Origin of the sequence: Micromonospora haikouensis (assembly GCF_000876225.1) — a bacterium.
GTDB lineage: Bacteria > Actinomycetota > Actinomycetes > Mycobacteriales > Micromonosporaceae > Micromonospora > Micromonospora haikouensis.
In genome coordinates this window covers 1,871,953-1,892,749 of the sequence record NZ_JXSX01000003.1, presented here as the reverse complement: position 1 = coordinate 1,892,749, position 20,797 = coordinate 1,871,953, and the positions used below count along the sequence as shown (strand labels likewise).

The following is a 20,797-nucleotide window of genomic DNA, read 5'->3' as shown; positions in this document are numbered from 1 at the left end:
CCGACCGGGCACCCGCCGGGCCGCCCCGGGCGGGGCGACCCTGGCGGTGGCGCCCGGCGGGCCGGGCTCAGAGCAGCGGCCGGCCCACCACGGCGGCGACCGTCCGGGCGAACTCCTCCAGCCGGGCGATCTGCCCGGCCCCGCCGTCGTCGAGGGTCTTGCCGAAGCGCAGCGCGTCGTGCCGGGGCACCCCGCCGATCTCGTCGCCGGGCGGTGCCTCGTCGAGCGAGGTGAGCAGCAGGTAGACGTCGATGCTGTCGACCCGGATCCGGCCGTCGTCGGTGCGGGTGAGCCGCCGCCGGCAGCCGACCTCGGTGACGGTGGAGACCGGCACCACCCGCAGCGACGAGGTCATCGAGCCGGGCGGCCCCTCCCCCGGCGGCACGTCCTCGCCGTGCCAGAGCACGAGGCGGCTGCCGTCGCAGACCACCACCTCCTGCCACACGCCGTTGACCTCGTTGACGAACCGTTCGAGGGTGAAGCCGAGCACGGACGCGCCGCGCAGCACCCCGCCCAGGGCCTCCAGGGCGACGTCCGGGTCCCGCAGGTAGGCCCGCGCCGCCGATTCGAGGTCGGGGTAGGGCGACCAGTCGGGGAAGACCGCCGGCACGTCCTGACCGCCGAAGCCCGGCTGGCTCATTCGGCCACCCCACGCTCCTCCGCCGTGTCGGGCAGCGCCCCGGCGGCCTGGGCGGCGGCGGCCTGGCGGGCCTCGGCGGCCGCGCGCAGCGCCTGCTTGCGTTCGGCGTACGCCTCGGCGCCCTTGCTGGGTTTGCGCCGCCGGGGCGGGGCGGTGACGCCGGGGGCGAGCCGGCGGGCGGAGACGAGGAACGCGGTGTGCGCGATCATCCGGTGGTCGGGGCGCACGGCGAGCCCTTCGGCGTGCCAGTCGCGCACCAGGGACTCCCAGGCGCGCGGCTCGGTCCAGCCGCCGCGCTCGCGCAGCGCCTCCACCAGCTCCGACAGCTGGGGGGTGGTGGCGACGTAGCCGATGAACACCCCGCCGGGCACGAGGGCCCGCTCGACCATGTCGAGGGCTTCCCAGGGGGTGAGCATGTCCAGGATGATCCGGTCGAAGCCGGTCTCCGCGCAGTCGGCGACGTCGCCGACGTGCAGCCGCCACGCCGGGTGCGGGCCGTGGAAGAACGCCTCGACGTTGCGGCGGGCGATCTGGGCGAAGTCGTCGCGCAGTTCGTAGGAGTGCAGTTCGCCGGTGGTGCCGACGGCCCGCAGCAGGGAGCAGCTCAGCGCGCCGGAGCCGGCGCCGGCCTCGAGGACCTTCGCGCCGGGGAAGATGTCGCCCATGGCGACGATCTGCGCCGAGTCCTTCGGGTAGATCACCTGGGCGCCGCGCGGCATGGACAGGACGTAGTCCGACAGCAGGGGGCGCAGCGCGAGGAACGCGGTGCCGCCGCCGGAGGTGGTGACCACGCTGCCGTCGGGCAGCCCGATCAGCGCGTCGTGGGCGAGGATCCCGCGGTGGGTGTGGAACTCCTTGCCGTGCTCCAGGGTGACCGTGTGCATCCGCCCCTTCGGGTCGGTCAGCTGCACCCGGTCGCCGGGGCGGAACGGCCCCCTGGCGTGGCGGAGGCCCGGCGCGTCGCTGCCGTGGGCCGCCGGCACGGGCGGCGACGCCCCGGTGTCGGCGGTCGCCGGCGCGTCGGGGTCGGCCGGGAGGGTGGGGGGATGTGCGGTCACGTGTTCATCTTCCGTTTGGGTTCCAGGAGCTGCGCCAGGTCCGCGATGTGCAGAACGCCGACGACATCTTCGCCTGCCGTCACCACGTACTGTGCGCCCGGGTGGGTCCGCACGGCCTCCATGACCCGTTCCCCGTCGAGGCCGGCCGGCAGGACGGGCAGGCCGGCGAGGGCGCGGGCGACGGCGTCGACGGCGATCCAGGGCCGGCGGGCCGGCGGCACGGCGTCGGCGGCGACCGGGTCGACGAGCGCGACGGGCCGGCCGGCGCCGTCGGTGACGGCGAGCGCGGCGTCGGGGCGGTCGCCCTCGGCGCGGCGGCGCTGCGCCTCGGCCAGCGGTGTGCCGGTGGGTACGGCGAGGACGGGGCGGGCCAGTCGGCGCAGGTCGATCAGCGGGAACCGGCGGCTGATCCGGGCCAGCCGGATGGACTGGCCCGCCCCGCGCCACAGGGTGACCGCGACGAGCAGCATCAGCGGCAGGGCCAGGGGCGCCAGCAGCCGGTTGACGGTCAGCACGAGCGTCACCGCGGCGGTGCCGACGGCGACGGCCCGGCCGACCCAGCCGGCGACCTCCGTGCCGGTGTGCCGGTCGCGGGTGAGCGCCCACACGGCGGCCCGCAGGGCCCGGCCGCCGTCGAGCGGCAGGCCGGGCAGCAGGTTGAACAGCGCGACGATGACGTTGCTGACCGCGAGCTGGAAGGCGAGCTGGTTGGTCAGGGTGCCGTCGGGCAGCGCGAGGGTGGCGGCGACGGCGGCGGCGCCGAGCACCGCGGAGACGGCCGGGCCGGCCAGCGACACCAGCAGGTCGACGCGGGGGCTGGGGGCGTCACGGTCCATCTCCGTGTATCCGCCGAGCAGCTCCAGGGTGATGCCCCGCACGCCGATGCCGTAGCGGCGGGCGGTGAGGGCGTGGCCGAGCTCGTGCAGCAGCACCGAGCCGAGCAGCGACACGACGAACCCGACGCCGATCAGGTACGCGCCGAGCTGGGACAGGTCGAGCTGGCGGCGGGCGAACTCGGCGTAGGTCACGGTGACCAGGAGGGCCAGCAGCAGCATCGACCCGTTGAGGTGCAGGGGCACGCCGAAGACCCGGCCGACGGTGAGACCGGGGCGGGTGGGGCGGCGCGGCGGTCGGTCGGTCTGCGGCTGCTCCATCGTCCCGATGCTACGGACCCGCCGCCGACGGGCACCTGCCGGAGCGGCGCGGTGGGCTTGTCGGACCGGTGGCCTAACCTTCCGGACATGACGGCGGAACCGGTGATCGACCAGCAGCAGGCGCGGGCCACGGCGGAGGTGCCGGCGACGGTCCGGGCGTCGCTGTCGCCGTCGCGGGCGGCCGACTTCAAGACGTGTCCGCTGCTCTACCGGTTCCGCAGCATCGACCGGCTGCCCGAGCGGCCGAGCGTGGAGCAGGCCCGGGGCACGCTGGTGCACGCGGTGCTGGAGCGGCTGTTCGACCTGCCGGCGGCCGGGCGCACCCCGGAGGCGGCCGGTGACCTGGTGGCCCCGCAGTGGGACCGGCTGGTCACCGAGCAGCCGGAGCTGGCGGCCCTGTTCGACGCCGACGATCCCGACGGCACGGCGGAGTTCCTGCGGTCGGCGTCCGGGCTGCTGGGGGGCTACTTCGCGGTGGAAGACCCGCGCCGATTGGAGCCGGCCGAGCGGGAGGCGTTGATCTCGGCGGTGGTCGACGACGAGCTGCTGATCCGGGGTTATCTCGACCGTCTGGACGTGGCCCCCGACGGGGCGCTGCGGGTGGTCGACTACAAGACCGGCGGCGCGCCCCGGGAGGCGTTCGAGGCGCGGGCGTTGTTCCAGCTGAAGTTCTACGCGCTGGTGCTGTGGCGCACCCGCGGGGTGGTGCCGCGGGTGCTTCGGCTGCTCTACCTCAAGGACGCGGAGGTCTGCGACTACACCCCCGACGCGGAGGAGCTGGCGCGGTTCGAGCGCACCGTGGTGGCGTTGTGGCAGGCGATCGAGGCGGCGACGGCGCGGCAGGATTTCCGGCCCCGGCCGAGCCGGCTGTGTGACTGGTGCAACCACCGGGCGCTGTGCCCGAGTTTCGGCGGGACCCCGCCGCCGTTCCCGGCGGCGGCCGCCTCGGCGGATCCGCTGGTCGACGCCCGGTCGCGGCCCAGCCCGCCCGGCGCGGACGAGTGAGCGTCCTCCCTGAGGAGGAGACCGGGTTCACCGTCGGCGACGATCGATCGCGTGTGGCGGCGGCTAGCGTTCCCGTATGACCGCAGGGTTGAGGGCGTGGCTGCGCCGCCACCGGCTGGCCGCCGACGCGCTGCTCGCCGTCGCCGTGGTGCTGGTGGACGCCGTCTTCGTCCTGCTCACCCCGGTCGACTTCCGGCCCGGTCCGCTGCCGGCGGCGCTGGGCTGGAGCGTGCTGTGCGCCGCCCCGGTGGCGCTGCGCCGGGCGGCGCCGTGGCCGGCGGTGGCCGCCGCCGTGGCGACCCTGGCGGTGCCGGTGGTGTTCGGGCACGCCCCGACCACGCAGAGCCTCACCTTCATGGCGTTGACGTACACGATGGCGGCGCACCACCGGGCCCGCCCGGCGGTGCTGGCCACCGTGGTGCTGTGGGTGCCGGTGGCGGCGGTCAACGTCCTCGCCCCGATCGCCGACACGGTCTTCGAGGTGGGCCCGGCCTACCTGGTGCTCAACAACCTGCTCGTCGCCGTGGTGGCGTACGCGGTGGGCCGGGCGGTGCACGCCCGCCGCGCCTCCACCGAGGCGCTGCGGGAGCGGGCCCGGGTGGCCGAGCAGAACCAGCGGTCCCTGGCCGAGCAGGCGGTGGCCGACGAGCGGCGGCGCATCGCCCGGGAGCTGCACGACGTGGTGGCCCACCACGTGAGCGTGATGGGGGTTCTCGCCACCGGGGCCCGGCGGGTGCTGCGCCGCGACCCGGACGCCGCCGACGAGGCGATCGCCACGATCGAGGACACCGGCCGGGCGACGCTGCGGGAGCTGCGCCGGCTGCTGGACGTGCTGCGCACCGACGCGGAGCCGGCGGCCGACCTGGCCCCGCAGCCGGGGCTGGCGGGCATCGAGCCGCTGGTGGAGCAGGTGCGCGAGGCGGGGCTGCCGGTGACGTTGCGGGTCGAGGGCGAGCCGGGGTCGTTGGAGGAGGGGGTGGCGTTGACGGTCTACCGGATCGTGCAGGAGGCCCTGACCAACGCCCTCAAGCACGCCGGGGAGGCGACGGCGGTGGTGCGGTTGACGTTCGGCGCGGCGTACCTGGCGGTGGAGGTAACCGACACCGGTCGGGGGCCGGCGCCGGGCGCGGTCCGGGTCGGGCACGGGCTGGTGGGCATGCGGGAGCGGGTGGGTCTCTACGGCGGGACGCTGCGCACCGGGGCCCGGCCCGGCGGCGGCTACCGGGTGTACGCGAGGATTCCGGTGGAGCAGCTCGGGGCGGTGCCGGTGTGACCGGGCCGCGTCACGACCAGCCGGCCGGGCCGGCGCGACGGGGGGACCCCAGATGACCGAAGAGGGCGCGACGCCGCCGCGGCCGGTGCGGATCCTGCTCGCCGACGACCAGCCGCTGCTGCGCACCGGGTTCCGGATGGTGTTGGGCTCCGAGGAGGGGCTGGACATCGTGGCCGAGGCCGGCGACGGCGTGGAGGCGGTGGACCTGTCCCGCCGGCTGCTGCCGGACGTGGTGCTGATGGACATCCGGATGCCCCGGATGGACGGGGTGGCCGCGACCCGGGCCATCGTCGAGGCCCGGCTGCCGGTGCGGGTGCTGATCCTGACGACGTTCGACCTCGACGAGTACGTGGTGGGGGCGTTGCGCGCCGGGGCCAGCGGTTTCCTGGCCAAGGACGTGCCGGCGGAGGACCTGGTGACCGCGATCCGCACGGTCGCCGCCGGGGAGGCGGTGGTCGCCCCACGGATCCTCAAGCGGCTGCTGGACCGCTTCGCCGACTCGCTGCCTGATCCGGCAGCGACGCCGCCGCGGGCGCTCAGCACGCTCACCGAGCGCGAGCGGGAGGTGCTGGTGCAGGTGGCGCGGGGGCTGTCCAACGCGGAGATCGCCCGGGAGTTGACGGTCAGCGAGACGACGGTGAAGACCCACGTCGGGCACGTGCTGACGAAGTTGGGGCTGCGCGACCGGGTGCAGGCCGTGGTGCTCGCGTACGAGTCGGGTCTGGTGCGGCCCCGGGGGTAGCCGGGCCGTCGCCGGGGGGCGGCGCGGGCACGGCGTAGCGGTCAGGGGCAACCCTGAGCCGGCATCGGGGCCCACCCGCAGCGGGAAATCCGCCGTGGGTCCGCCCGAAGTCGGAGGGTCCGGCGCCGCGGGGGCCTGAGGATGGGCACATGCCCGCACCGGGCCAGCGGGGGCCGGTGCGGCCCACCCGACGGAAGAGGTAGATGACGTGACCGCGACGACAGGCCGCCAGGCGCAGGCCGCGGCCCGCGCAAGCGACGTGTGGAAGGTGTACGGCAGCGGCGAGGCGCAGGTCGTCGCGCTGCGGGGGGTGAGCGCCGAGTTCGAGCGGGGCAGGTTCACCGCGATCATGGGCCCGTCGGGGTCGGGCAAGTCGACGCTGATGCACTGCCTGGCGGGCCTGGACTCGGTGACCCGGGGCACGGTGGCGATCGGCGACACGACGGTGACGGGGCTCGGCGACGCGGGGCTGACGAAGCTGCGCCGCGACAAGGTGGGCTTCATCTTCCAGCAGTTCAACCTGCTGCCGACGCTGACGGCGAAGGAGAACATCCTGCTGCCGTTGTCGATCGCCGGGCGCAAGCCGGATCCGGCCTGGTACGACGTGGTGATCGGGACGGTGGGGTTGCGCGACCGGCTCGACCACCGCCCGGCGCAGCTCTCCGGCGGTCAGCAGCAGCGGGTGGCGTGCGCGCGGGCGCTGGTCGCCCGCCCCGAGGTGATCTTCGCCGACGAGCCGACGGGCAACCTGGACTCCCGCTCCGGCGCGGAGGTGCTGAGCTTCCTGCGCAACTCGGTGCGCGAGCACGGCCAGACGATCGTCATGGTGACCCACGACCCGACGGCCGCCGCGTACGCCGACCGGGTGGTGTTCCTCGCCGACGGGGAGATCGTGTCGGAGCTGATCGAGCCGACGGCCGACACGGTGCTGGACACGATGAAGAAGCTGGACGTCCCCGCCGCGACCGAGGTGGGCAACTGATGTTCCGGGCGACCATGAAGAGCCTGCTGGCGCGCAAGGTGCGCCTGGTCCTGTCCGGCCTGGCGGTGGTGCTCGGCGTCATGTTCGTCTCCGGCGCGTTCGTGCTCACCGACACCCTCGGCCGGTCCTTCGACGCGGTGTTCGCCGACGCGTTCGCCGGCGTCGACGTCAACGTGGCCGCGAAGCCGAAGCTGGAGGTGGGCGAGGGTGAGGGCGAGCAGGTGGCCCTGCCGTTCCCCACGGACGTGGTGGACCGGGTGCGGGCGGTGCCCGGGGTGGCATCGGCCACGGGCCTGGTCAACGCCGACGGGGCCCGGCTGATCGGCAGCAACGGCAAGGTGGTCACCTCGTTCGGTCCGCCGCAGCTCGGCGTGAACTGGACGGGCGAGTCCGACCTGGTGCGGCTGCGCGAGGGGCGCGGCCCGCAGGCCGACGACGAGATCGCGGTGAATGCGGCGCTGGCGAAGGCCGCGAAGGTGAAGGTGGGTGACCGGGTCGGCGCGCTGACCGCGTTCGAGTCGAAGCGGCGCGAGTTCACCCTGGTGGGGGTCTTCGGCTACAGCAGCGGCCGGGACACCATCGGCGGCGCGAACGAGGTCGCGTTCACCACGCCCGCCGCCCAGCGGCTGATGCTCGGCGCACCCGGCACGTTCAACAACGTGACCGTGCGGGTCGCCGACGGGGTACGCCCGGAGACGGTGCGCGACGACGTGGCCCGCACGCTGGGCGCCGGCTTTGACGTGAAGACCGGCGAGGAGCTCTCCGCCGCCTCGTCGGCCAGCCTGAAGGAGGGGCTGTCGTTCTTCAACAAGGTGCTGCTCGGCTTCGCCGCGGTGGCGCTGCTGGTGGGCACGTTCCTGATCCTCAACACGTTCTCGATCATCGTGGCGCAGCGGACCCGGGAGTTGGCGCTGATGCGGGCGATCGGCGCGAGCGGGCGGCAGATCATCGGTTCGGTGGTGCTGGAGGCCCTCGCAATCGGCCTGGTCGCCTCGGTCCTCGGGCTGGGCGCGGGCGTCGGGGTGGGCGCGCTGCTGGCCTGGGCGTTCGGCAGGTTCGCCGGGGGGCTGGAGCTGGCCGGGATCGGGGTGCCCCCGCAGGCGGTGGTCGGCGCGTTCGCCGTCGGCATGCTGATCACGGTCGTCGCGGCGCTGCTGCCGGCGCTGCGGGCGGCGCGGATCCCGCCGATCGCGGCGATGCAGGACGTGGCCACGCCGGACCGGCCGCTGACGAAGGTCACGGTGTCCGGGGCGGTGGTCACCGCCCTCGGCGGCGGGCTGCTGGCGGTCGGGCTGACCGGCAACGCGGGCGGGGCCACGCTGACGGTGATCCTGGCCGGGGTGCTGTTCACGTTCATCGGGGTGGCGCTGCTGACCCCGCTGATCAGCCGCCCGGTGGTGTCGCTGCTCGGAGCCTTGTTCGCCTGGTCGGTGCCGGGCCGGCTGGGCCGGCTGAACTCGGGGCGCAACCCGCGCCGCACGGCGATCACCGCCGCCGCGCTGATGGTCGGCATCGCCCTGGTGACCGGGGTGACGGTGATCCTGGACTCGGCGAAGTCGAGCATCTCCGCCTCGGCGGCACGCACCGTCGACGCGCAGCTGGTGATCTCCGGGGAGCAGACGGGGCCCCGGCCGCCCACGTTCGACGCGTCGGTGGTGGACAAGGCCGCCGCGCTGCCGGGGGTGGACGCGGTGCTGGGCGTCTACAACGACAACGCGATCGTCGACGGCGACCGGACGTACGTGGTGGCGCTGACCGACCTGGCCGCGATGGCCCGCATCTACGGCACCGTGCCGCAGTCGGGCACGGCCGCCACCCTCAAGCCGGACCAGGTGGCGCTGAGCGTGTCCGGGGCGAAGGAGCTGGGCAAGTCGGTGGGTGACCGGCTGACCGCGCAGTTCGCCCGGAGCGAGTCGCCGCACACGTACACGGTGGCAGCGGTGCTGCCCGACGAGCGGTCCATCGGGTCGATCATCCTGCCCAGGCAGGCGGGGCCGGAGTTCACCAATCCGGAGCCGTTCTCGGCCCTGGTGCGGCTGACCCCGGGCACGCCGGTGTCGCAGGTGCAGCCGCAGCTCGACGCGCTGGTGGCCGACAACCCGGAGGTGTCGGTGGCCGACCGGGCCAGCTACATCGAGCAGCAGACCAGCGGCTTCGACACCCTGCTCACGATGATCCAGATCCTGTTGGCGCTGGCCATCGTGATCGCCGTGCTGGGCATCGTCAACACCCTGGCGCTGTCGGTGCTGGAACGCACCCGGGAGCTGGGGCTGCTGCGGGCGATCGGGCTGCGCCGGGCGCAGACCATGCGGATGATCACCGTGGAGGCCGTGGTGATCTCCGTGTTCGGCGCGCTGCTCGGCGTCGCGGTCGGCACCGGCCTCGGCGCGGCGGTGGTCCGGGCGCTGAAGGACGAGGGGATCACCGACCTGGTGCTGCCGTGGTCGCAGATGGGGATCTTCCTCGGCCTGGCCGCGCTGATCGGGGTGGTCGCGGCGGCGCTGCCGGCGGTCCGCGCCGCCCGGATCAACGTCCTGGGCGCGATCGCCCACGACTGACGTGGTGCAAGGAAGGGCCCCCTGTCAACGCCTTCGGCCTGGCAGGGGGCCCTTCTTGACGCCGGGCACCGGGTCGGGTCGCCCTCGGCGGGCCGAGGCGGCGGGCGACGAACCGAGGCGACGGGCGGCGGGCCGGGCCCGCCCGGGTTACGACGGGACCGGCTGCCCCGGGGCGTCCGCGCGGCCCCGACGCCGCAGCGCCGGGACCAGTCCCACCGTGAGGGCCAGCGCCACCAGCAGCGCGCTGACCCACAGCGGGGACCGGTAGCCGAGGCCCGCGCCGATCGCGGCACCGCCCAGCAGGGGGCCGGCGGCCGCGCCCACGTTGAGGGCGGCGGTCGCGAAGGAGCCACCCAGCGACGGCGCGTCGGCGGCCCGGTAGAGCACCAGCGTGATCAGCGTGGCCCCGACGGCGAACGACAGCGTCCCCTGGACGAGGACGAGCAGCAACGCCACCGGGGCGATCGCTGCGGTCGCCGCGAACAGCAGCCAGCCGGCGAGCAGGGCCAGGCCGCCGGGCACCAGGATCCGCATCGGCCGGGTGTCCGACAGCCGGCCGGCGACGGTGACGCCGACGAAGGATCCCAGGCAGAAGACCGCGAGCAGCGCCGGCACCCACGCCCTGTCGTACCCGCTGACGTCGGTGGCCAGCGGGGCCAGGTAGGTGAAGGTGCAGAAGGTCGCGCCGTTGACCAGCGCGGCCAGGACCAGGGTCACAGCCAGTCGGGGACGGCGCAGCGCGCGCAGTTCCCGCCGCGCGTCGGGCACGGGCGCGCCCAGGGGCGTGGGCGGCACGGAGCGCAGGATCGCGACGGCGGCGGGCACCGAGACGGCGGCCACCGCCCAGAACGCCGACCGCCAGCCCCACAGGTTTCCGAGCACGGCGCCGGCGGGCACCCCCGCGACGCAGGCGAGGGTGACGCCACCGAGCAGCACGGAGGCGGCCCGGCCCTTGGCGTGTGGCCCGGCCAGGCCGACCGCCGTGGCGAGCCCCACGGCCAGGAACCCGGCGTTGGCCACGGCACCGACGACGCGGGTGGCCAACAGGACACCGAAGCTGGCGGTGACCGCCCCGACGACGTGGGCGGCGATGAAGGCGGTCAGGAAGACCAGCAGCGCCCATCGTCTGGGCCAGCGCAGGCTGAGCACGGCCATCAGCGGCGCCCCGATGATCATTCCGGCGGCGAAGGTCGAGGTGAGCGTGCCGGCTGCCGGGACGGAGACCCGCAGGTCGGCGGCGATGTCCGGGATCAGGCCGGCCAGCATGAACTCGGAGGTTCCCTGGGCGAAGACGGCGAGCCCGAGAATGTAGATCACGATTGGCATGACGACTCCACAACCGCGTCGTGGGTGGATGGCGGGGACGCGGCGGGCCACGGGGCGGCGGATTCGTCCAGCCGGCCGCGCGGGTGCCACCGCGAGAGGACTTCCGGGCGGGCAGCGCTACGGGCCCCGCCACTGCGTGGCGACGGCGGGCAGGCGCGCCCCGGGAAACCGTGGAGTCGGTGGCGACGCGGCGACGGGCGTGCCGCCTCAGCGTGAGCTGAGGCTCAGCGCGACATCATCAGGGGCCAGCCACCGGACAACGGTGGCTGGCGTCTGGACGCCTCGGGGCCGGACACGCAGCGAAGGCTAGTCGCCACGTGCGGCAGCGTCAATCGCCGCGCGGGGCGGGCCCACGGCGGCCGGATCCGCCGGCGTTCAGGCGCGCGCGGGCGGCTCGCCGAGCAGGGCGGCGAGCAGTTCCAGGTCCGCGCCGGTCAGGCTGTCGAGCTGGTGTACGCCGTCGGTCGGCGCGATCGGCACCTCCGCCGGCACCGCCAGCACGGCCGCGCCGGCGGCGAGGGCACTGGCCACCCCGGTCGGGGAGTCCTCGATCGCCACGCACCGGGCGATCGGCACGCCGAGCAGCCGGGCGGCCGTCAGGTACGGCTCCGGGTGCGGCTTCGCCGCGTCCACCTCGTCGCCGCAGACGACCGCGTCGAAGCTGTCCCGGCCCAGGGTGTCCAGCGCCACCTCCACGAGCGGGCGGCCGCTGGAGGTGACCAGGGCGGTGGGGATGCCCGCCGCGCGGACCGCGCGCAGCAGCGCCAGCGCGCCGGGCCGCCAGCGCAGCCCGGTGCGGAACAGCTCCAGGATCCGGGCGTCGATCCACGCCGCGCTGACCTGCGGGTCGCGGTACGGCTGGCCGAGGTCGTCGTGCAGGATCCGCATCGCGTCGGCCATGCTGGTGCCGATGAGCGCCTTGCGGCCGGCGTCGGAGAGGGTGGCGCCGTATTCGGCGGCGAGCTCGCGCAGCGCGACGTCCCACAGTTTCTCGCTGTCGACCAGGGTGCCGTCCATGTCGAAGAGCACGGCGGCGGGGTGGTGGCTGCTCAGGGGGTCCTCCAGGCGTCGCGGGGTCGACCCGATCCTCGCAGCCGGCCCGCCCCGGCCGGGACCCGGTCCCCGCCCCTGTCCACGCCCGGCGGTCCCGTTGCCACCCGGCGGCGCGCCGTCGGCCGGCCCGCCGGGTTCGCCGTCAGCCGAGGTTGCAGGCCGCGAGGCCCTGTTCGTACCCGCGGAAGAAGTGGTCGGTGCGTTGCTCGGCGGTGCCGTGCGCCCCCTCGGCGAACCACGGCTGGTCGGGGTCGTCGCCGACGGCGAGCAGCCCTTCCCGGAACTCGTCGAGGTCGCCGTCCTCCAGCCGCAGGTGACCGGCCTCGATCGAGCCGCCGATGTACGCCCCGGCCATGCAGTCGGCCTGCAGCTCCTGCTGGATGGTGAACTGGGCGCGGATGCCGAGGCGCACCTGGATGCCGTGGGCGTACTCGTGGCCGAGCAGGTAGTAGAGGAACGCGTCGCCGACCTGCCGGAACGCCGCCACGGACCAGCGGACGTCGTAGGCGATGAAGTCGCCCGCCGAGCAGTACACGGCGTTGTTGCGGGGCAGGGCCTGCCCGGCGCAGGAGACCTCGCCCTCCCGCTGGTAGGGCACGACCCGACGCACCGGCTGGAACCGCCGGCCCGACGCCCGGAACTGCGCGGTCCAGTAGATCTCGGCCTTGTCCACCGCGACGGCCATGTCCTCCTGGAACTCGGCCACGCTGGTGGTGCCGTCGGCGCGGGTCTGCTCCCCCTGCGGCGAGCTGGGCTGGCGGGTCGACCGGGGCAGGGGTTGCTGCGGCGCGCCCTCGTTCACCCCGCCGACCACGCAGCCGCTGGCCAGCACCAACGCGGCCAGCAGCCCGGCCAGCGGGCCGCCGGGCCGACGTCCCGACCGTGCCGTCACAGTGCCTCCCCGGCTCGTCCGACCGGTCCACTACCCCGGCTCCCTGTCGATCATGCCCGGCCGGCGACACGGTGACCATCCCCGATCGCGGTCGACCGGACCGCACCCGTGGGCCGCACCGGGCCGGGCCGGCGCGCGGCCGTCAGGAGCCGGCGGCGAGGGATCAAGGGCTGGCGGCGAGGAAGACGAACGCGGCCAGCAGGACCAGGTGCACGCCGCCCTGCAGCAGGGTGGCCCGGCCCGGCACCACGGTCAGCACGCCGGTGACGACGGTCAGCGCCAGCAGGGTCAACTGGGTGCCGCCGAGCCCGAGCAGCAGCGGCCCGTCGAGCCAGATGGAGGCGATCGCGATGGCGGGGATGGTCAGGCCGATGCTGGCCATGGCCGAGCCGAGGGCCAGGTTGAGGCTGATCTGCACCCGGTCGCGGCGCGCGGCGCGGGCGGCGGCGAGGGTCTCGGGCAGCAGCACCAGCAGCGCGATCACCACACCGACGAACGCCTGCGGCAGGTTCGCCGCCGACACCCCGGCCTCGATCGCCGGGGACACCATCTTCGCGAGGCCCACCACGGCGATCAGCGCCACCAGCAGCATGATCAGGCTGGCCAGGGCGGCGCCGGCCGACGGCGGGTCGGCGTGCCCGTCGCCGTCGGCGTCGGCGACGGTCCCGTCGGAGGTGACCGGCAGGAAGTAGTCGCGGTGCCGGCCGGTCTGCACGAGCACGAACAGCCCGTACAGGGCGAGCGAGGCCACGGCGGCGAAGACGAGCTGCGGCGGGGAGAACTCGGGGCCGGGCCGGCTGGTGGTGAAGGTCGGCACGACCAGGCTGAGGGTGGCCAGGGTGGCCACGGTGGCCAGGGCACCGCCGGTGCCCTCGGGGTTGAACACCGCCACCCGGCGACGCAGCGCCGCGAGCAGCAGGGACAGGCCGAGGATGCCGTTGCAGGTGATCATGACGGCGGCGAAGACCGTGTCCCGGGCCAGCGAGACCGTCTTGTCGCCGCCGCTGATCATCAGGGTGACGATCAGGGCCACCTCGATCACCGTGACCGCGACGGCGAGGACCAGCGAGCCGAACGGCTCCCCCACCTTGTGGGCGACCACCTCCGCGTGGTGCACGGCGGCGAGCACCGCCCCGGCGAGGAACGTCGCGACCACCCCCACGACCAGCGGGGGCAGCTCCCTGCCCCAGGTCAGAGCCAGGATCACCACGGCCAGCACGGGCACGGTGAGGGTCCAGTCGGTGACGCGGGAGCGCAGGAGGGCGAGCATGGGGTCAACCCTGCCAGAAATCGCGATCATCGCCCACAGTTCGGGACGCGGCCCGGCCCCGTGCCGCACCGCCGCAGCTGGGCTGTTTCGGTCACCCTGGATACCCGGCAATGATGCCCGACAATACGGGAATGTCCCTCGGGTCGGGGCTTCCCGCATTCCGGAAGCAGGAGATGAACAAGCCTCACGACTGATGTACGGCACCGCCGCCGGTCGATAGGTTGTGACGCCCCCGAGTACCGGAGTCACACCATGTCATCTGGCGCCGCAACGCCACTGATCTCCGTCATCGTCCCCACCTACAACCGTTCGCCCCTGCTGCGCGGCACCCTGACCGCGCTCGCCGACCAGCGGATGCCCGCCGAGCGGTACGAGGTCGTCGTCGCCGACGACGGCTCCACCGACGACACCCGGCAGACCGTCGACGCGTTCGCCGACCGGCTACGCCTGCGCTACCACTTCCAGCCCGACCTCGGCTTCCGCGCCGCCGCCGCCCGCAACGCCGGCGCCCGGCTGGCCACCGGCGACGTCCTCGCGTTCGTCGACACCGGCGTGCTGCCCGGCCCCGACTTCCTGGCCGCCCATCTCGCCGCCCACGCCCGCCCCGGGCCGCCCCGCGCCGTCCTCGGCTACACCTTCGGCTACCAGCCCGGCGACCCCGTCCCCGGGCTGGAGGCCGCGACCCGCGACCGCACCCCCGAGGAGATCGTCCGCACGTTCGGCGCGCTGCCCTCCTTCCAGGACGGCCGGCACGCCACCTTCGCCAGCACCGCCTTCGACCTGTCCCGCGTCCCCCTGGCCTGGCAGCTGTTCTGGTCGCTCAACTGCTCCGTGCCGGCCGCCGACTTCCACGCCGTCGGCGGCTTCGACGAGGACTTCCGCTCGTGGGGCGGCGAGGACATCGAACTCGGGCTGCGCCTGGACCGCCACGGGCTCGCCTTCGAGGTCAGCCGCGAGGCGTGGGCGGTGGACAGCCCCCACCCCCGGGAGGCCACCGTCGACACCGGCGACGACCCCAGCAACGTCCTGACCATCCTGCGCAAGCACCCCGAACCGGTGCTGGAGCTGCTCTGGGCCTGGTTCGCCCGGCACCTGCCCCAGCTGGAGGACACCCGCGCCTGGCACCTGCGCCAGGAACTGCCCGCCATCCGCCGGGCCGTCAACCGGGTCCGCGCCCTCGACGTCACCGCCGAACTGGCCCGGCTGCGCGACACCGTGCCGCCCGGCGCCCGCATCGCCGTGTTCGGCTGCGGGGGCGAACTACCGCCCGGCTTCCCGCCCGCCCACCTGTTCGACTACGACGAGACGCTGATCGCCAGGCTCCCCGAGGATCCGACGCGCCCCGCCCACCACGCCCTCGGCATCCGCACCGTCCTGCCCGACGACGCCGTCGACGTCGTCTGGCTGACCTCCCGGATGACCCCGCTGTGGCGGCGCTGGCGCGCCCACCTCCTCGCCGAGGCCCGCCGCATCGGCGGCTCCGTGCAGGGCCCACTGGTGCAGGGGCCGCTGGTGCAGGTGGCCGCCGCCGCGTCCATCGCGGCCGGCTGACCGCCGCGTGCCGCCGGCCGGCCCCGCGCCGGCCGGCGGCACGCCACCCGGCCACGCCCGCCCTCAACCCCGGGGCGTACGCCAGATCCGCAGCTCCGTGTCCGGCACCCGCTCGGCGAACCATCCTCCGGACGACGCCGCCGAGAGCAGGGCCCGTAGGTCGGCGTCGAACTCCCCCAGCCGCGACCCGAACAGGTGCGGGGCCCCGTCCGAGCGCGAGTGCACCCACGCCACCACGTCGTCGACCGACCGCCGCACCACCGCGCCGGAGGGCACCCGCAGCCGCGTGGGGCCCGCGAACCCCGCCCCGGCCAGGACCCGCTCCTCGCCGCCGGGCGTCCCGTCCGGCAGGACCCCCCGACCGGCCCGCCGCACCGGCCCGAGCCAGCGGCGCACCAGCTCGGCGACCGCCGCGTACGGGGGCACCGGATGCGGCAACCCCTCCGCCGACGGCAGCTCCTTGACCTCGGCGACGTGCACGAACGCCCCGCCCGGCGGCAGCATCCCCCGCACCGCCGCGGCGACGGTGTCCTGCACCGTCCAGTGGAACGACTGCGCGAACACCACCACCCGGAACACGCCCAGCCCGGCGGGCAGGTCCTCGGCCCGCGCGCGTACCCATTGGAGGTTGTCCACGCCGTCGCGCGCGGCCCGCAGCCGCGCCCGGGCCAGCATCCCGGCGTCGGGGTCCACGCCCACCGCCTCGGCGAAGCAGCCCGCCAGCGGCACGGTCACCGTCCCCGGGCCACACCCCACGTCCAGCAGCCGGCCCGACCCATCGAGCCCCAGCTCGTCGGCCAGCGCCGCCACGAATCCCGCCGCGTAGGGCAGGCGGCCCCGCTCGTAGTGCGCGGCGGCACCCTCGAACAGCGACTCGTCCCACGTCCACCCGTCCGTCACGGCCGCACCCTACCGGCCGCCGAGACGACCAGCGGTACGATCACCGGATCGCACGTGGCGGCCTCAGCACGACGCCTTGCGCACCCCGGGCAGCTCGCCGCGCAGGGCAAGCTCGCGGAACCGCACCCGGGAGAGCCCGAACCGGGTCAGCACTCCGCGGGGGCGGCCGTCGATCTGGTCGCGCGACCGCAGCCGCACCGGGCTGGAGTCGCGCGGAAGCCGGCTGAGCCGGCGGACCGCCTCGCCCCGCGCGCCGGGGTCGGTCCCCGGGTGGGCGACCAGCCGCTTCAGCTCCGCCCGCGTCCGGGCGTGTCGGGTCACCAGCTCCTGTCGACGCGCCTGCCGGTCGACCATGCTCTTCTTGGCCATCAGCGCGCCTCGCGGAACTCGACGTGCCGGCGCACGACGGGGTCGTACTTGCGCAGGACCAGGCGGTCCGGGTCGTTGCGACGGTTCTTGCGGGTCACGTACGTGTAGCCGGTGCCGGCGGTGCTGCGCAGCCGCACGATCGGACGGACGTCGGTCTGGCGGGCCATCAGACCTTCACCCCCCGGTTACGCAGCTCGGCGACGACCTTCTCGATGCCCTTGCGGTCCACGGTCCGCAGGGCCCTGGCCGTCAGGGTGAGGCTGATCCAGCGCCGCTCCGACGGGAGCCAGTAGCGGTGGTGCTGCAGGTTGGGGTTCCACCGGCGGCGGGTGCGCCGGTGGGAGTGGGACACGGCGTTGCCGAAGCTCGGCTTCGCGCCGGTGACGTCACAGCGTCGGGACACGGTGCTCTCTCCTTCGTGGTAGCCGTAACGATAACGACAATGATTTTCAGTTCTACGCCAGCCGCCCGGCCACATCCACACCGGGCCACTGGCGTCGACTCACCGCCGGGCGAGGGTCCGGAGCGGACGCCGGGCGAGGGCCCGGCGCGGACGCCGGGCGGCGGGCCTCACCCCGGCTCGACCCCGACCACCCGACCCACAGGCCGTCGTTCACCCGGCCGCGCCGTGTGCTTAGAATGACAATCGTTTTCAACTAGGTCGAGAGGAGTCCGATGTCGTCGTCACCACAGGCCCCGTCCCACGCCGCGACAACCGACGTCGATACCCGCCCGTCGCTGACCGTCCTGTCCGGGTTCTGGCCGGCGGCAACCTTCGCCGTCGCCCGCACGCTGCTCGCCGCCGACGAGTCGCTGCTGCTCGTGCGGCACGACCTCGCCCGGATCCGCGACGGCGTCGTCCGTCGGGTGGTCCGCTCCGACGCCGGCATCGTCGAGGACGAACAGATCACCCTGCGGCACGGCTGCATCTCCTGCACGCTGCGCGAGGACGTGCTGCCCACCATCGCCCGTCTCGCCCGCACCCGTCCCGGCCGGGACCTGGTGCTGATGCTGCCGGAGGTGGTGGAGCCCGAGGCCGTCGCCGCCGCCTGCGCCCACTGCCTCGTCGACGGCGCGCCGATCACCGACCTCGTCCGCGTCGACTCCTACGTGACCGTCCTCGACGCCGAACATCTGCTCGACGGCCTGGCCAGCACCGAGGACCTCCGCGCGCTCGGCATCCAGGCCGCCGAGGACGACCACCGCGCGCTCGCCGACGTCGTGGTCCGGCAGATCGAGTACGCCGACACGCTGGTGCTCTGGGGGCGGTCGCGCGAAGGCGCGTTCGACACGAGCAGGCTGTCGGTGCTGCTACGGAGGATGGCCCCGTGGGCGGCCCACCTCCGCGTCGACGGCGACGTCGTCGACGCCGGCGCGTTGACCCGCCAGCTACGCCACACCCGTCGGCACCGTCCGGGAACCCCGGGGATCTTCGCCCGCGGCCTGCAGGGCTACGCCCTCGGCGCACACGAGCCGGAACCCGACTGCGGAGTGGTCTCCGCCGTCTTCCGCGCCCGCCGGCCGTTTCACCCCCAGCGCCTGCACGACGTGCTGGAGGACGTGAACGCCGAGATCATCCGCTCCCGCGGGCACCTCTGGCTGGCCAGCCAACCCGACACCGTGGTGGCCTGGGAGTTCGCCGGCGGCGGCCTGGCCATGGGATCCCTCGGGCACTGGCTGGTCAGCCTGCCCGAGGACCGCTGGGAACACGTCGACGACCAGCGGCGCATCGCCGCCGCCCTGGACTGGGACCCCTACTACGGCGACCGGCACCAGCACCTCGTCTTCATCGGCGTCGACATCGACCCCGTCGACCTGCACCGCACCCTCGCCGGCTGCCTGCTCACCGACGCCGAACTCGCCGACGGCGAAGACACCTGGTGCACCTACCCCGACCCGTTCGCCGGCTGCTTCCCCCTCGGCACGGCGGAACCGGCCGGATCCGACACCGACACCGACACCGACACCGAAGGAGCACGACCCGCATGAAGCCCGGCATCCACCCCGAGTACCGGCCCGTCGTCTACCGCGACAGGGGCGCCGACTTCGCCTTCCTCACCCGCTCCACCGCCACCAGCGACCAGACGATCGAGTGGAGCGACGGCAACACCTATCCCGTCATCGACGTGCAGATCTCCTCGGCCAGCCACCCGTTCTGGACCGGCAGGCAGCGCCTGCTCGACACCGCCGGCCGGGTGGAGAAGTTCCGCCAGAAGTACGCCCGCCGCGGGCCCCGGGGCGGGTGAACACCGGGCCGCCCGCCTCCCGGTGGCGGCGCGAGTGGCTCACCATTCGCGCCGCCACCGGGCGACGTCCCCGGCTGCCAGGGGCGGCCCTCGTCAGGCCGGGACCGGGTCCGCGTGGTCGTGCAGGTCGCCGAGGTCCCAGGCGGGGAACGGGTCGGGCAACGCCCGCCACACGTCCTCCCCGGCGGCGATCTCGGTGTCGGTGAGCAGGCAGGCCGCGAGGGCCGCCCGCAGGCCGTCACCGTCGAGGTGCACGCCGATGAGGACGAGTTCCTGCTGCCGGTCACCGAAGACCGGATGCCAGCGGGACTCCAACTCGGCCCGCTCGTCGGGGTCCTGCGGCCACTCCCCCGACGCCACCACCGGGACCCCGACCGGGTCGCACCGCCCCGTCGGGCCGGCCTGCGACCACAACGCCTGGACACCGGGGCGGCTGGCCAGCCACAGGAAGCCCTTCGACCGCACGACCCCGTAGCCGTCCACGCCACCGGCGAGCAGGTCCCAGAGTCGCTGCGGATGAAACGGCCGGTGGTCACGGAACACGATGCTGGAGATGCCATACTCCTCCGTCTCCGGCACGTGCCCGCCGTTGAGCTCGGCGACCCAGCCGGGCGCGGTCTCCGCCCGCTCCAGGTCGAACCGGCCGGTGTCGAGGACCTCCGCCGGCGGGACCCGACCGTGCACGGCACGCACCTGCCGGGCGGCCGGGTTCAGCCGGGTCAGCAGCGCCTCGGCCACCACCAGGTCCTCCGCGCCGACCAGGTCGGTCTTGTTGACCACCAGCACGTCGGCGAACTCGATCTGGTCGACCAGCAGATCCGCGATGCCACGGTCGTCACCCTCGTACGCGGCCAGCCCTCGCGCTTCCAGGCTCTCCCCCGCCTCGATCATGGCCAGCAGGCCCGCCGTGTCGACCACCGTGACCGTGGTGTCCAGGCGGGCCAGATCGTCGAGCACCTGCCCGCCCTCCACGCCGAAGGCGAACGTCGCGGCGACCGGCATCGGCTCGGAGATGCCGCTGGACTCGATCAGCAGGTAGTCGAAACGGCCCTGCCGGGCCAGCCGGGCCACCTCGGCGAGCAGGTCGTCGCGCAGCGTGCAGCAGATACAGCCGTTGGTCAGCTCGACCAGCCGCTCCTGCGTCCGCGACAGCGCGCCGCCGCCACGGACCAGCGCGGCGTCGACGTTCACCTCGCTCATGTCGTTGACGATCACCGCCACCCGCAGCCCGTCCCGGTTGGCCAGCACGTGGTTGAGCAGGCTCGTCTTGCCGGCACCGAGAAACCCGGACAGCACCGTCACCGGGAGCCGTCCGGTCACGGCCGCTCCACCACCTGACGCCCCTTGTACAGCCCGCAGTGCGCGCAGGCCCGGTGCGGCACCACCATCTCCTTGCGCGGGCACGGGCAGGGGGTCAGCTGCGGCACCGCCGCCTTCCACTGCGCCCGCCGGTGCCGGGTGTTCGACCGCGACATCTTCCGCTTCGGTACGGCCATGGGTTCTCCTTCGTCGAGAGGTCGACGCCAGCTTAACGGAAGTGGTTTTCGTTTCGCATAACCCCTCGGTCGTCGGCCGGATGGGCCGGCGCATTCCACAGCTGCACCTCCGTGGCCGCGCGGAGAACGTCGCGGGCGGCGGCGGCCGCCGGGCAGCCCGCCGTGCGGCAGATCGGGCAGCGGCCGTCGGGGGCGGGTCGGTGGTCGCGTAGGACCCAGCGGGCGGTGAGGATGAGCCGGTTGCGGATCTGCGCCAGGGACAGGAACGGCGCGGTCATCGGA

The 20,797-nt window shown here is 74.5% G+C and carries 22 protein-coding genes; 8 read left to right on the top strand and 14 right to left on the bottom strand.

The window, feature by feature from the left end:
- Positions 1 to 67: 67 nt before the first annotated feature.
- Genes TK50_RS29420 through TK50_RS29410 form a run of 3 tightly spaced genes read right to left on the bottom strand, consistent with a single transcriptional unit; the run spans position 68 to position 2,852 of the window.
- Complete coding sequence (locus tag TK50_RS29420) at positions 68 to 640, bottom strand: hypothetical protein (RefSeq protein ID WP_043968814.1); 573 nt, start codon at positions 638 to 640, stop codon at positions 68 to 70.
- Entirely contained in the window at positions 637 to 1,698 is a 1,062-nt protein-coding gene (locus TK50_RS29415; RefSeq protein WP_422119962.1) for a tRNA (adenine-N1)-methyltransferase, read from the bottom strand. Before TK50_RS29415 ends, TK50_RS29420 begins: the two co-directional genes overlap by 4 nt.
- The gene (locus TK50_RS29410; protein WP_043968813.1) at positions 1,695 to 2,852 is read right to left on the bottom strand and encodes a M50 family metallopeptidase; all 1,158 of its coding nucleotides are present in this window, start codon (positions 2,850 to 2,852) and stop codon (positions 1,695 to 1,697) included. The genes TK50_RS29415 and TK50_RS29410 overlap by 4 nt, the downstream gene beginning before the upstream one ends.
- An 87-nt stretch (positions 2,853 to 2,939) precedes the next feature.
- Between TK50_RS29410 and TK50_RS29405 the strand changes: the two genes are divergently transcribed.
- From TK50_RS29405 to TK50_RS29385, 5 genes are all read left to right on the top strand, one after another.
- The gene (locus tag TK50_RS29405) at positions 2,940 to 3,857 is read left to right on the top strand and encodes a RecB family exonuclease (protein ID WP_043968812.1); all 918 of its coding nucleotides are present in this window, start codon (positions 2,940 to 2,942) and stop codon (positions 3,855 to 3,857) included.
- A gap of 76 nt (positions 3,858 to 3,933) precedes the next feature.
- The gene (locus tag TK50_RS35530) at positions 3,934 to 5,130 is read left to right on the top strand and encodes a sensor histidine kinase (RefSeq protein WP_043968810.1); all 1,197 of its coding nucleotides are present in this window, start codon (positions 3,934 to 3,936) and stop codon (positions 5,128 to 5,130) included.
- A 52-nt stretch (positions 5,131 to 5,182) separates the two neighbouring features.
- Positions 5,183 to 5,872, top strand: a complete 690-nt coding sequence (locus tag TK50_RS29395) for a response regulator (RefSeq protein WP_043968808.1) — start codon at positions 5,183 to 5,185, stop codon at positions 5,870 to 5,872.
- 208 nt (positions 5,873 to 6,080) lie between these two features.
- Positions 6,081 to 6,854: an ABC transporter ATP-binding protein gene (locus tag TK50_RS29390; RefSeq protein WP_043968807.1), complete on the top strand. Its 774-nt coding sequence runs from the start codon at positions 6,081 to 6,083 to the stop codon at positions 6,852 to 6,854.
- Complete coding sequence (locus TK50_RS29385) at positions 6,854 to 9,412, top strand: ABC transporter permease (protein ID WP_043968806.1); 2,559 nt, start codon at positions 6,854 to 6,856, stop codon at positions 9,410 to 9,412. Before TK50_RS29390 ends, TK50_RS29385 begins: the two co-directional genes overlap by 1 nt.
- Before the next feature lie 147 nt (positions 9,413 to 9,559).
- Here TK50_RS29385 and TK50_RS29380 read toward each other — a convergent pair whose 3' ends face one another.
- The 4 genes from TK50_RS29380 to TK50_RS29365 form a co-directional block, all read right to left on the bottom strand.
- Entirely contained in the window at positions 9,560 to 10,738 is a 1,179-nt protein-coding gene (locus TK50_RS29380) for a Cmx/CmrA family chloramphenicol efflux MFS transporter (protein WP_043968805.1), read from the bottom strand.
- Positions 10,739 to 11,113: 375 nt separating this feature from the next.
- On the bottom strand, positions 11,114 to 11,767 hold the full coding sequence (locus TK50_RS29375; protein ID WP_043968803.1) for an HAD family hydrolase: 654 nt from the start codon (positions 11,765 to 11,767) through the stop codon (positions 11,114 to 11,116).
- A 166-nt stretch (positions 11,768 to 11,933) separates the two neighbouring features.
- Positions 11,934 to 12,683: a neutral zinc metallopeptidase gene (locus TK50_RS29370; protein ID WP_043968802.1), complete on the bottom strand. Its 750-nt coding sequence runs from the start codon at positions 12,681 to 12,683 to the stop codon at positions 11,934 to 11,936.
- A gap of 163 nt (positions 12,684 to 12,846) precedes the next feature.
- Entirely contained in the window at positions 12,847 to 13,953 is a 1,107-nt protein-coding gene (locus TK50_RS29365; RefSeq protein ID WP_043968801.1) for a calcium:cation antiporter, read from the bottom strand.
- A gap of 252 nt (positions 13,954 to 14,205) precedes the next feature.
- Here TK50_RS29365 and TK50_RS29360 point away from each other — a divergent pair, with 252 nt between their 5' ends.
- On the top strand, positions 14,206 to 15,504 hold the full coding sequence (locus tag TK50_RS29360) for a glycosyltransferase (RefSeq protein WP_043968799.1): 1,299 nt from the start codon (positions 14,206 to 14,208) through the stop codon (positions 15,502 to 15,504).
- A 63-nt stretch (positions 15,505 to 15,567) separates the two neighbouring features.
- Here TK50_RS29360 and TK50_RS29355 read toward each other — a convergent pair whose 3' ends face one another.
- From TK50_RS29355 to rpmB, 4 genes are all read right to left on the bottom strand, one after another.
- Positions 15,568 to 16,404, bottom strand: coding sequence for a class I SAM-dependent methyltransferase (locus TK50_RS29355; RefSeq protein ID WP_043968798.1), 837 nt, complete (start codon positions 16,402 to 16,404; stop codon positions 15,568 to 15,570).
- Between the two features lie 63 nt (positions 16,405 to 16,467).
- Positions 16,468 to 16,773, bottom strand: a complete 306-nt coding sequence (rpsN, locus tag TK50_RS29350) for a 30S ribosomal protein S14 (protein ID WP_043968797.1) — start codon at positions 16,771 to 16,773, stop codon at positions 16,468 to 16,470.
- On the bottom strand, positions 16,773 to 16,940 hold the full coding sequence (gene rpmG / locus TK50_RS29345) for a 50S ribosomal protein L33 (RefSeq protein ID WP_013287204.1): 168 nt from the start codon (positions 16,938 to 16,940) through the stop codon (positions 16,773 to 16,775). The genes rpsN and rpmG overlap by 1 nt, the downstream gene beginning before the upstream one ends.
- On the bottom strand, positions 16,940 to 17,176 hold the full coding sequence (gene rpmB, locus TK50_RS29340; protein ID WP_043968796.1) for a 50S ribosomal protein L28: 237 nt from the start codon (positions 17,174 to 17,176) through the stop codon (positions 16,940 to 16,942). Before rpmB ends, rpmG begins: the two co-directional genes overlap by 1 nt.
- A gap of 272 nt (positions 17,177 to 17,448) precedes the next feature.
- Here rpmB and TK50_RS29335 point away from each other — a divergent pair, with 272 nt between their 5' ends.
- Together TK50_RS29335 and TK50_RS29330 are read left to right on the top strand one after the other, a co-directional pair.
- On the top strand, positions 17,449 to 18,762 hold the full coding sequence (locus TK50_RS29335; RefSeq protein ID WP_043968795.1) for a CobW family GTP-binding protein: 1,314 nt from the start codon (positions 17,449 to 17,451) through the stop codon (positions 18,760 to 18,762).
- Positions 18,759 to 19,019 carry a type B 50S ribosomal protein L31 gene (locus TK50_RS29330; protein ID WP_043968793.1) on the top strand — a complete coding sequence of 87 codons (261 nt, stop codon included), beginning with the start codon at positions 18,759 to 18,761 and terminating at the stop codon, positions 19,017 to 19,019. Before TK50_RS29335 ends, TK50_RS29330 begins: the two co-directional genes overlap by 4 nt.
- A 93-nt stretch (positions 19,020 to 19,112) precedes the next feature.
- Here TK50_RS29330 and TK50_RS29325 read toward each other — a convergent pair whose 3' ends face one another.
- Genes TK50_RS29325 through TK50_RS29315 form a run of 3 tightly spaced genes read right to left on the bottom strand, consistent with a single transcriptional unit; the run spans position 19,113 to position 20,793 of the window.
- On the bottom strand, positions 19,113 to 20,339 hold the full coding sequence (locus tag TK50_RS29325; RefSeq protein WP_043968792.1) for a GTP-binding protein: 1,227 nt from the start codon (positions 20,337 to 20,339) through the stop codon (positions 19,113 to 19,115).
- Positions 20,336 to 20,515: a 50S ribosomal protein L32 gene (gene rpmF, locus TK50_RS29320; protein WP_043968791.1), complete on the bottom strand. Its 180-nt coding sequence runs from the start codon at positions 20,513 to 20,515 to the stop codon at positions 20,336 to 20,338. The genes TK50_RS29325 and rpmF overlap by 4 nt, the downstream gene beginning before the upstream one ends.
- A gap of 32 nt (positions 20,516 to 20,547) precedes the next feature.
- Positions 20,548 to 20,793 (bottom strand): hypothetical protein, encoded by a 246-nt coding sequence (locus tag TK50_RS29315; RefSeq protein WP_043968789.1) that lies wholly within the window; start codon positions 20,791 to 20,793, stop codon positions 20,548 to 20,550.
- Positions 20,794 to 20,797: the final 4 nt, after the last annotated feature.

What these genes read in the sequence shown, in the direction of transcription:
- TK50_RS29420 (WP_043968814.1), bottom strand. Translation starts at nt 640, where the DNA reads ATGAGCCAGCCGGGCTTCGGCGGTCAGGACGTGCCGGCGGTCTTCCCC.
- TK50_RS29410 (WP_043968813.1), bottom strand. Translation starts at nt 2,852, where the DNA reads ATGGAGCAGCCGCAGACCGACCGACCGCCGCGCCGCCCCACCCGCCCC.
- TK50_RS29405 (WP_043968812.1), top strand. Translation starts at nt 2,940, where the DNA reads ATGACGGCGGAACCGGTGATCGACCAGCAGCAGGCGCGGGCCACGGCG.
- TK50_RS35530 (WP_043968810.1), top strand. Translation starts at nt 3,934, where the DNA reads ATGACCGCAGGGTTGAGGGCGTGGCTGCGCCGCCACCGGCTGGCCGCC.
- TK50_RS29395 (WP_043968808.1), top strand. Translation starts at nt 5,183, where the DNA reads ATGACCGAAGAGGGCGCGACGCCGCCGCGGCCGGTGCGGATCCTGCTC.
- TK50_RS29385 (WP_043968806.1), top strand. Translation starts at nt 6,854, where the DNA reads ATGTTCCGGGCGACCATGAAGAGCCTGCTGGCGCGCAAGGTGCGCCTG.
- TK50_RS29380 (WP_043968805.1), bottom strand. Translation starts at nt 10,738, where the DNA reads ATGCCAATCGTGATCTACATTCTCGGGCTCGCCGTCTTCGCCCAGGGA.
- TK50_RS29365 (WP_043968801.1), bottom strand. Translation starts at nt 13,953, where the DNA reads ATGCTCGCCCTCCTGCGCTCCCGCGTCACCGACTGGACCCTCACCGTG.
- TK50_RS29360 (WP_043968799.1), top strand. Translation starts at nt 14,206, where the DNA reads ATGTCATCTGGCGCCGCAACGCCACTGATCTCCGTCATCGTCCCCACC.
- rpsN (WP_043968797.1), bottom strand. Translation starts at nt 16,773, where the DNA reads ATGGCCAAGAAGAGCATGGTCGACCGGCAGGCGCGTCGACAGGAGCTG.
- rpmG (WP_013287204.1), bottom strand. Translation starts at nt 16,940, where the DNA reads ATGGCCCGCCAGACCGACGTCCGTCCGATCGTGCGGCTGCGCAGCACC.
- TK50_RS29335 (WP_043968795.1), top strand. Translation starts at nt 17,449, where the DNA reads ATGTCGTCGTCACCACAGGCCCCGTCCCACGCCGCGACAACCGACGTC.
- TK50_RS29330 (WP_043968793.1), top strand. Translation starts at nt 18,759, where the DNA reads ATGAAGCCCGGCATCCACCCCGAGTACCGGCCCGTCGTCTACCGCGAC.
- rpmF (WP_043968791.1), bottom strand. Translation starts at nt 20,515, where the DNA reads ATGGCCGTACCGAAGCGGAAGATGTCGCGGTCGAACACCCGGCACCGG.
- TK50_RS29315 (WP_043968789.1), bottom strand. Translation starts at nt 20,793, where the DNA reads ATGACCGCGCCGTTCCTGTCCCTGGCGCAGATCCGCAACCGGCTCATC.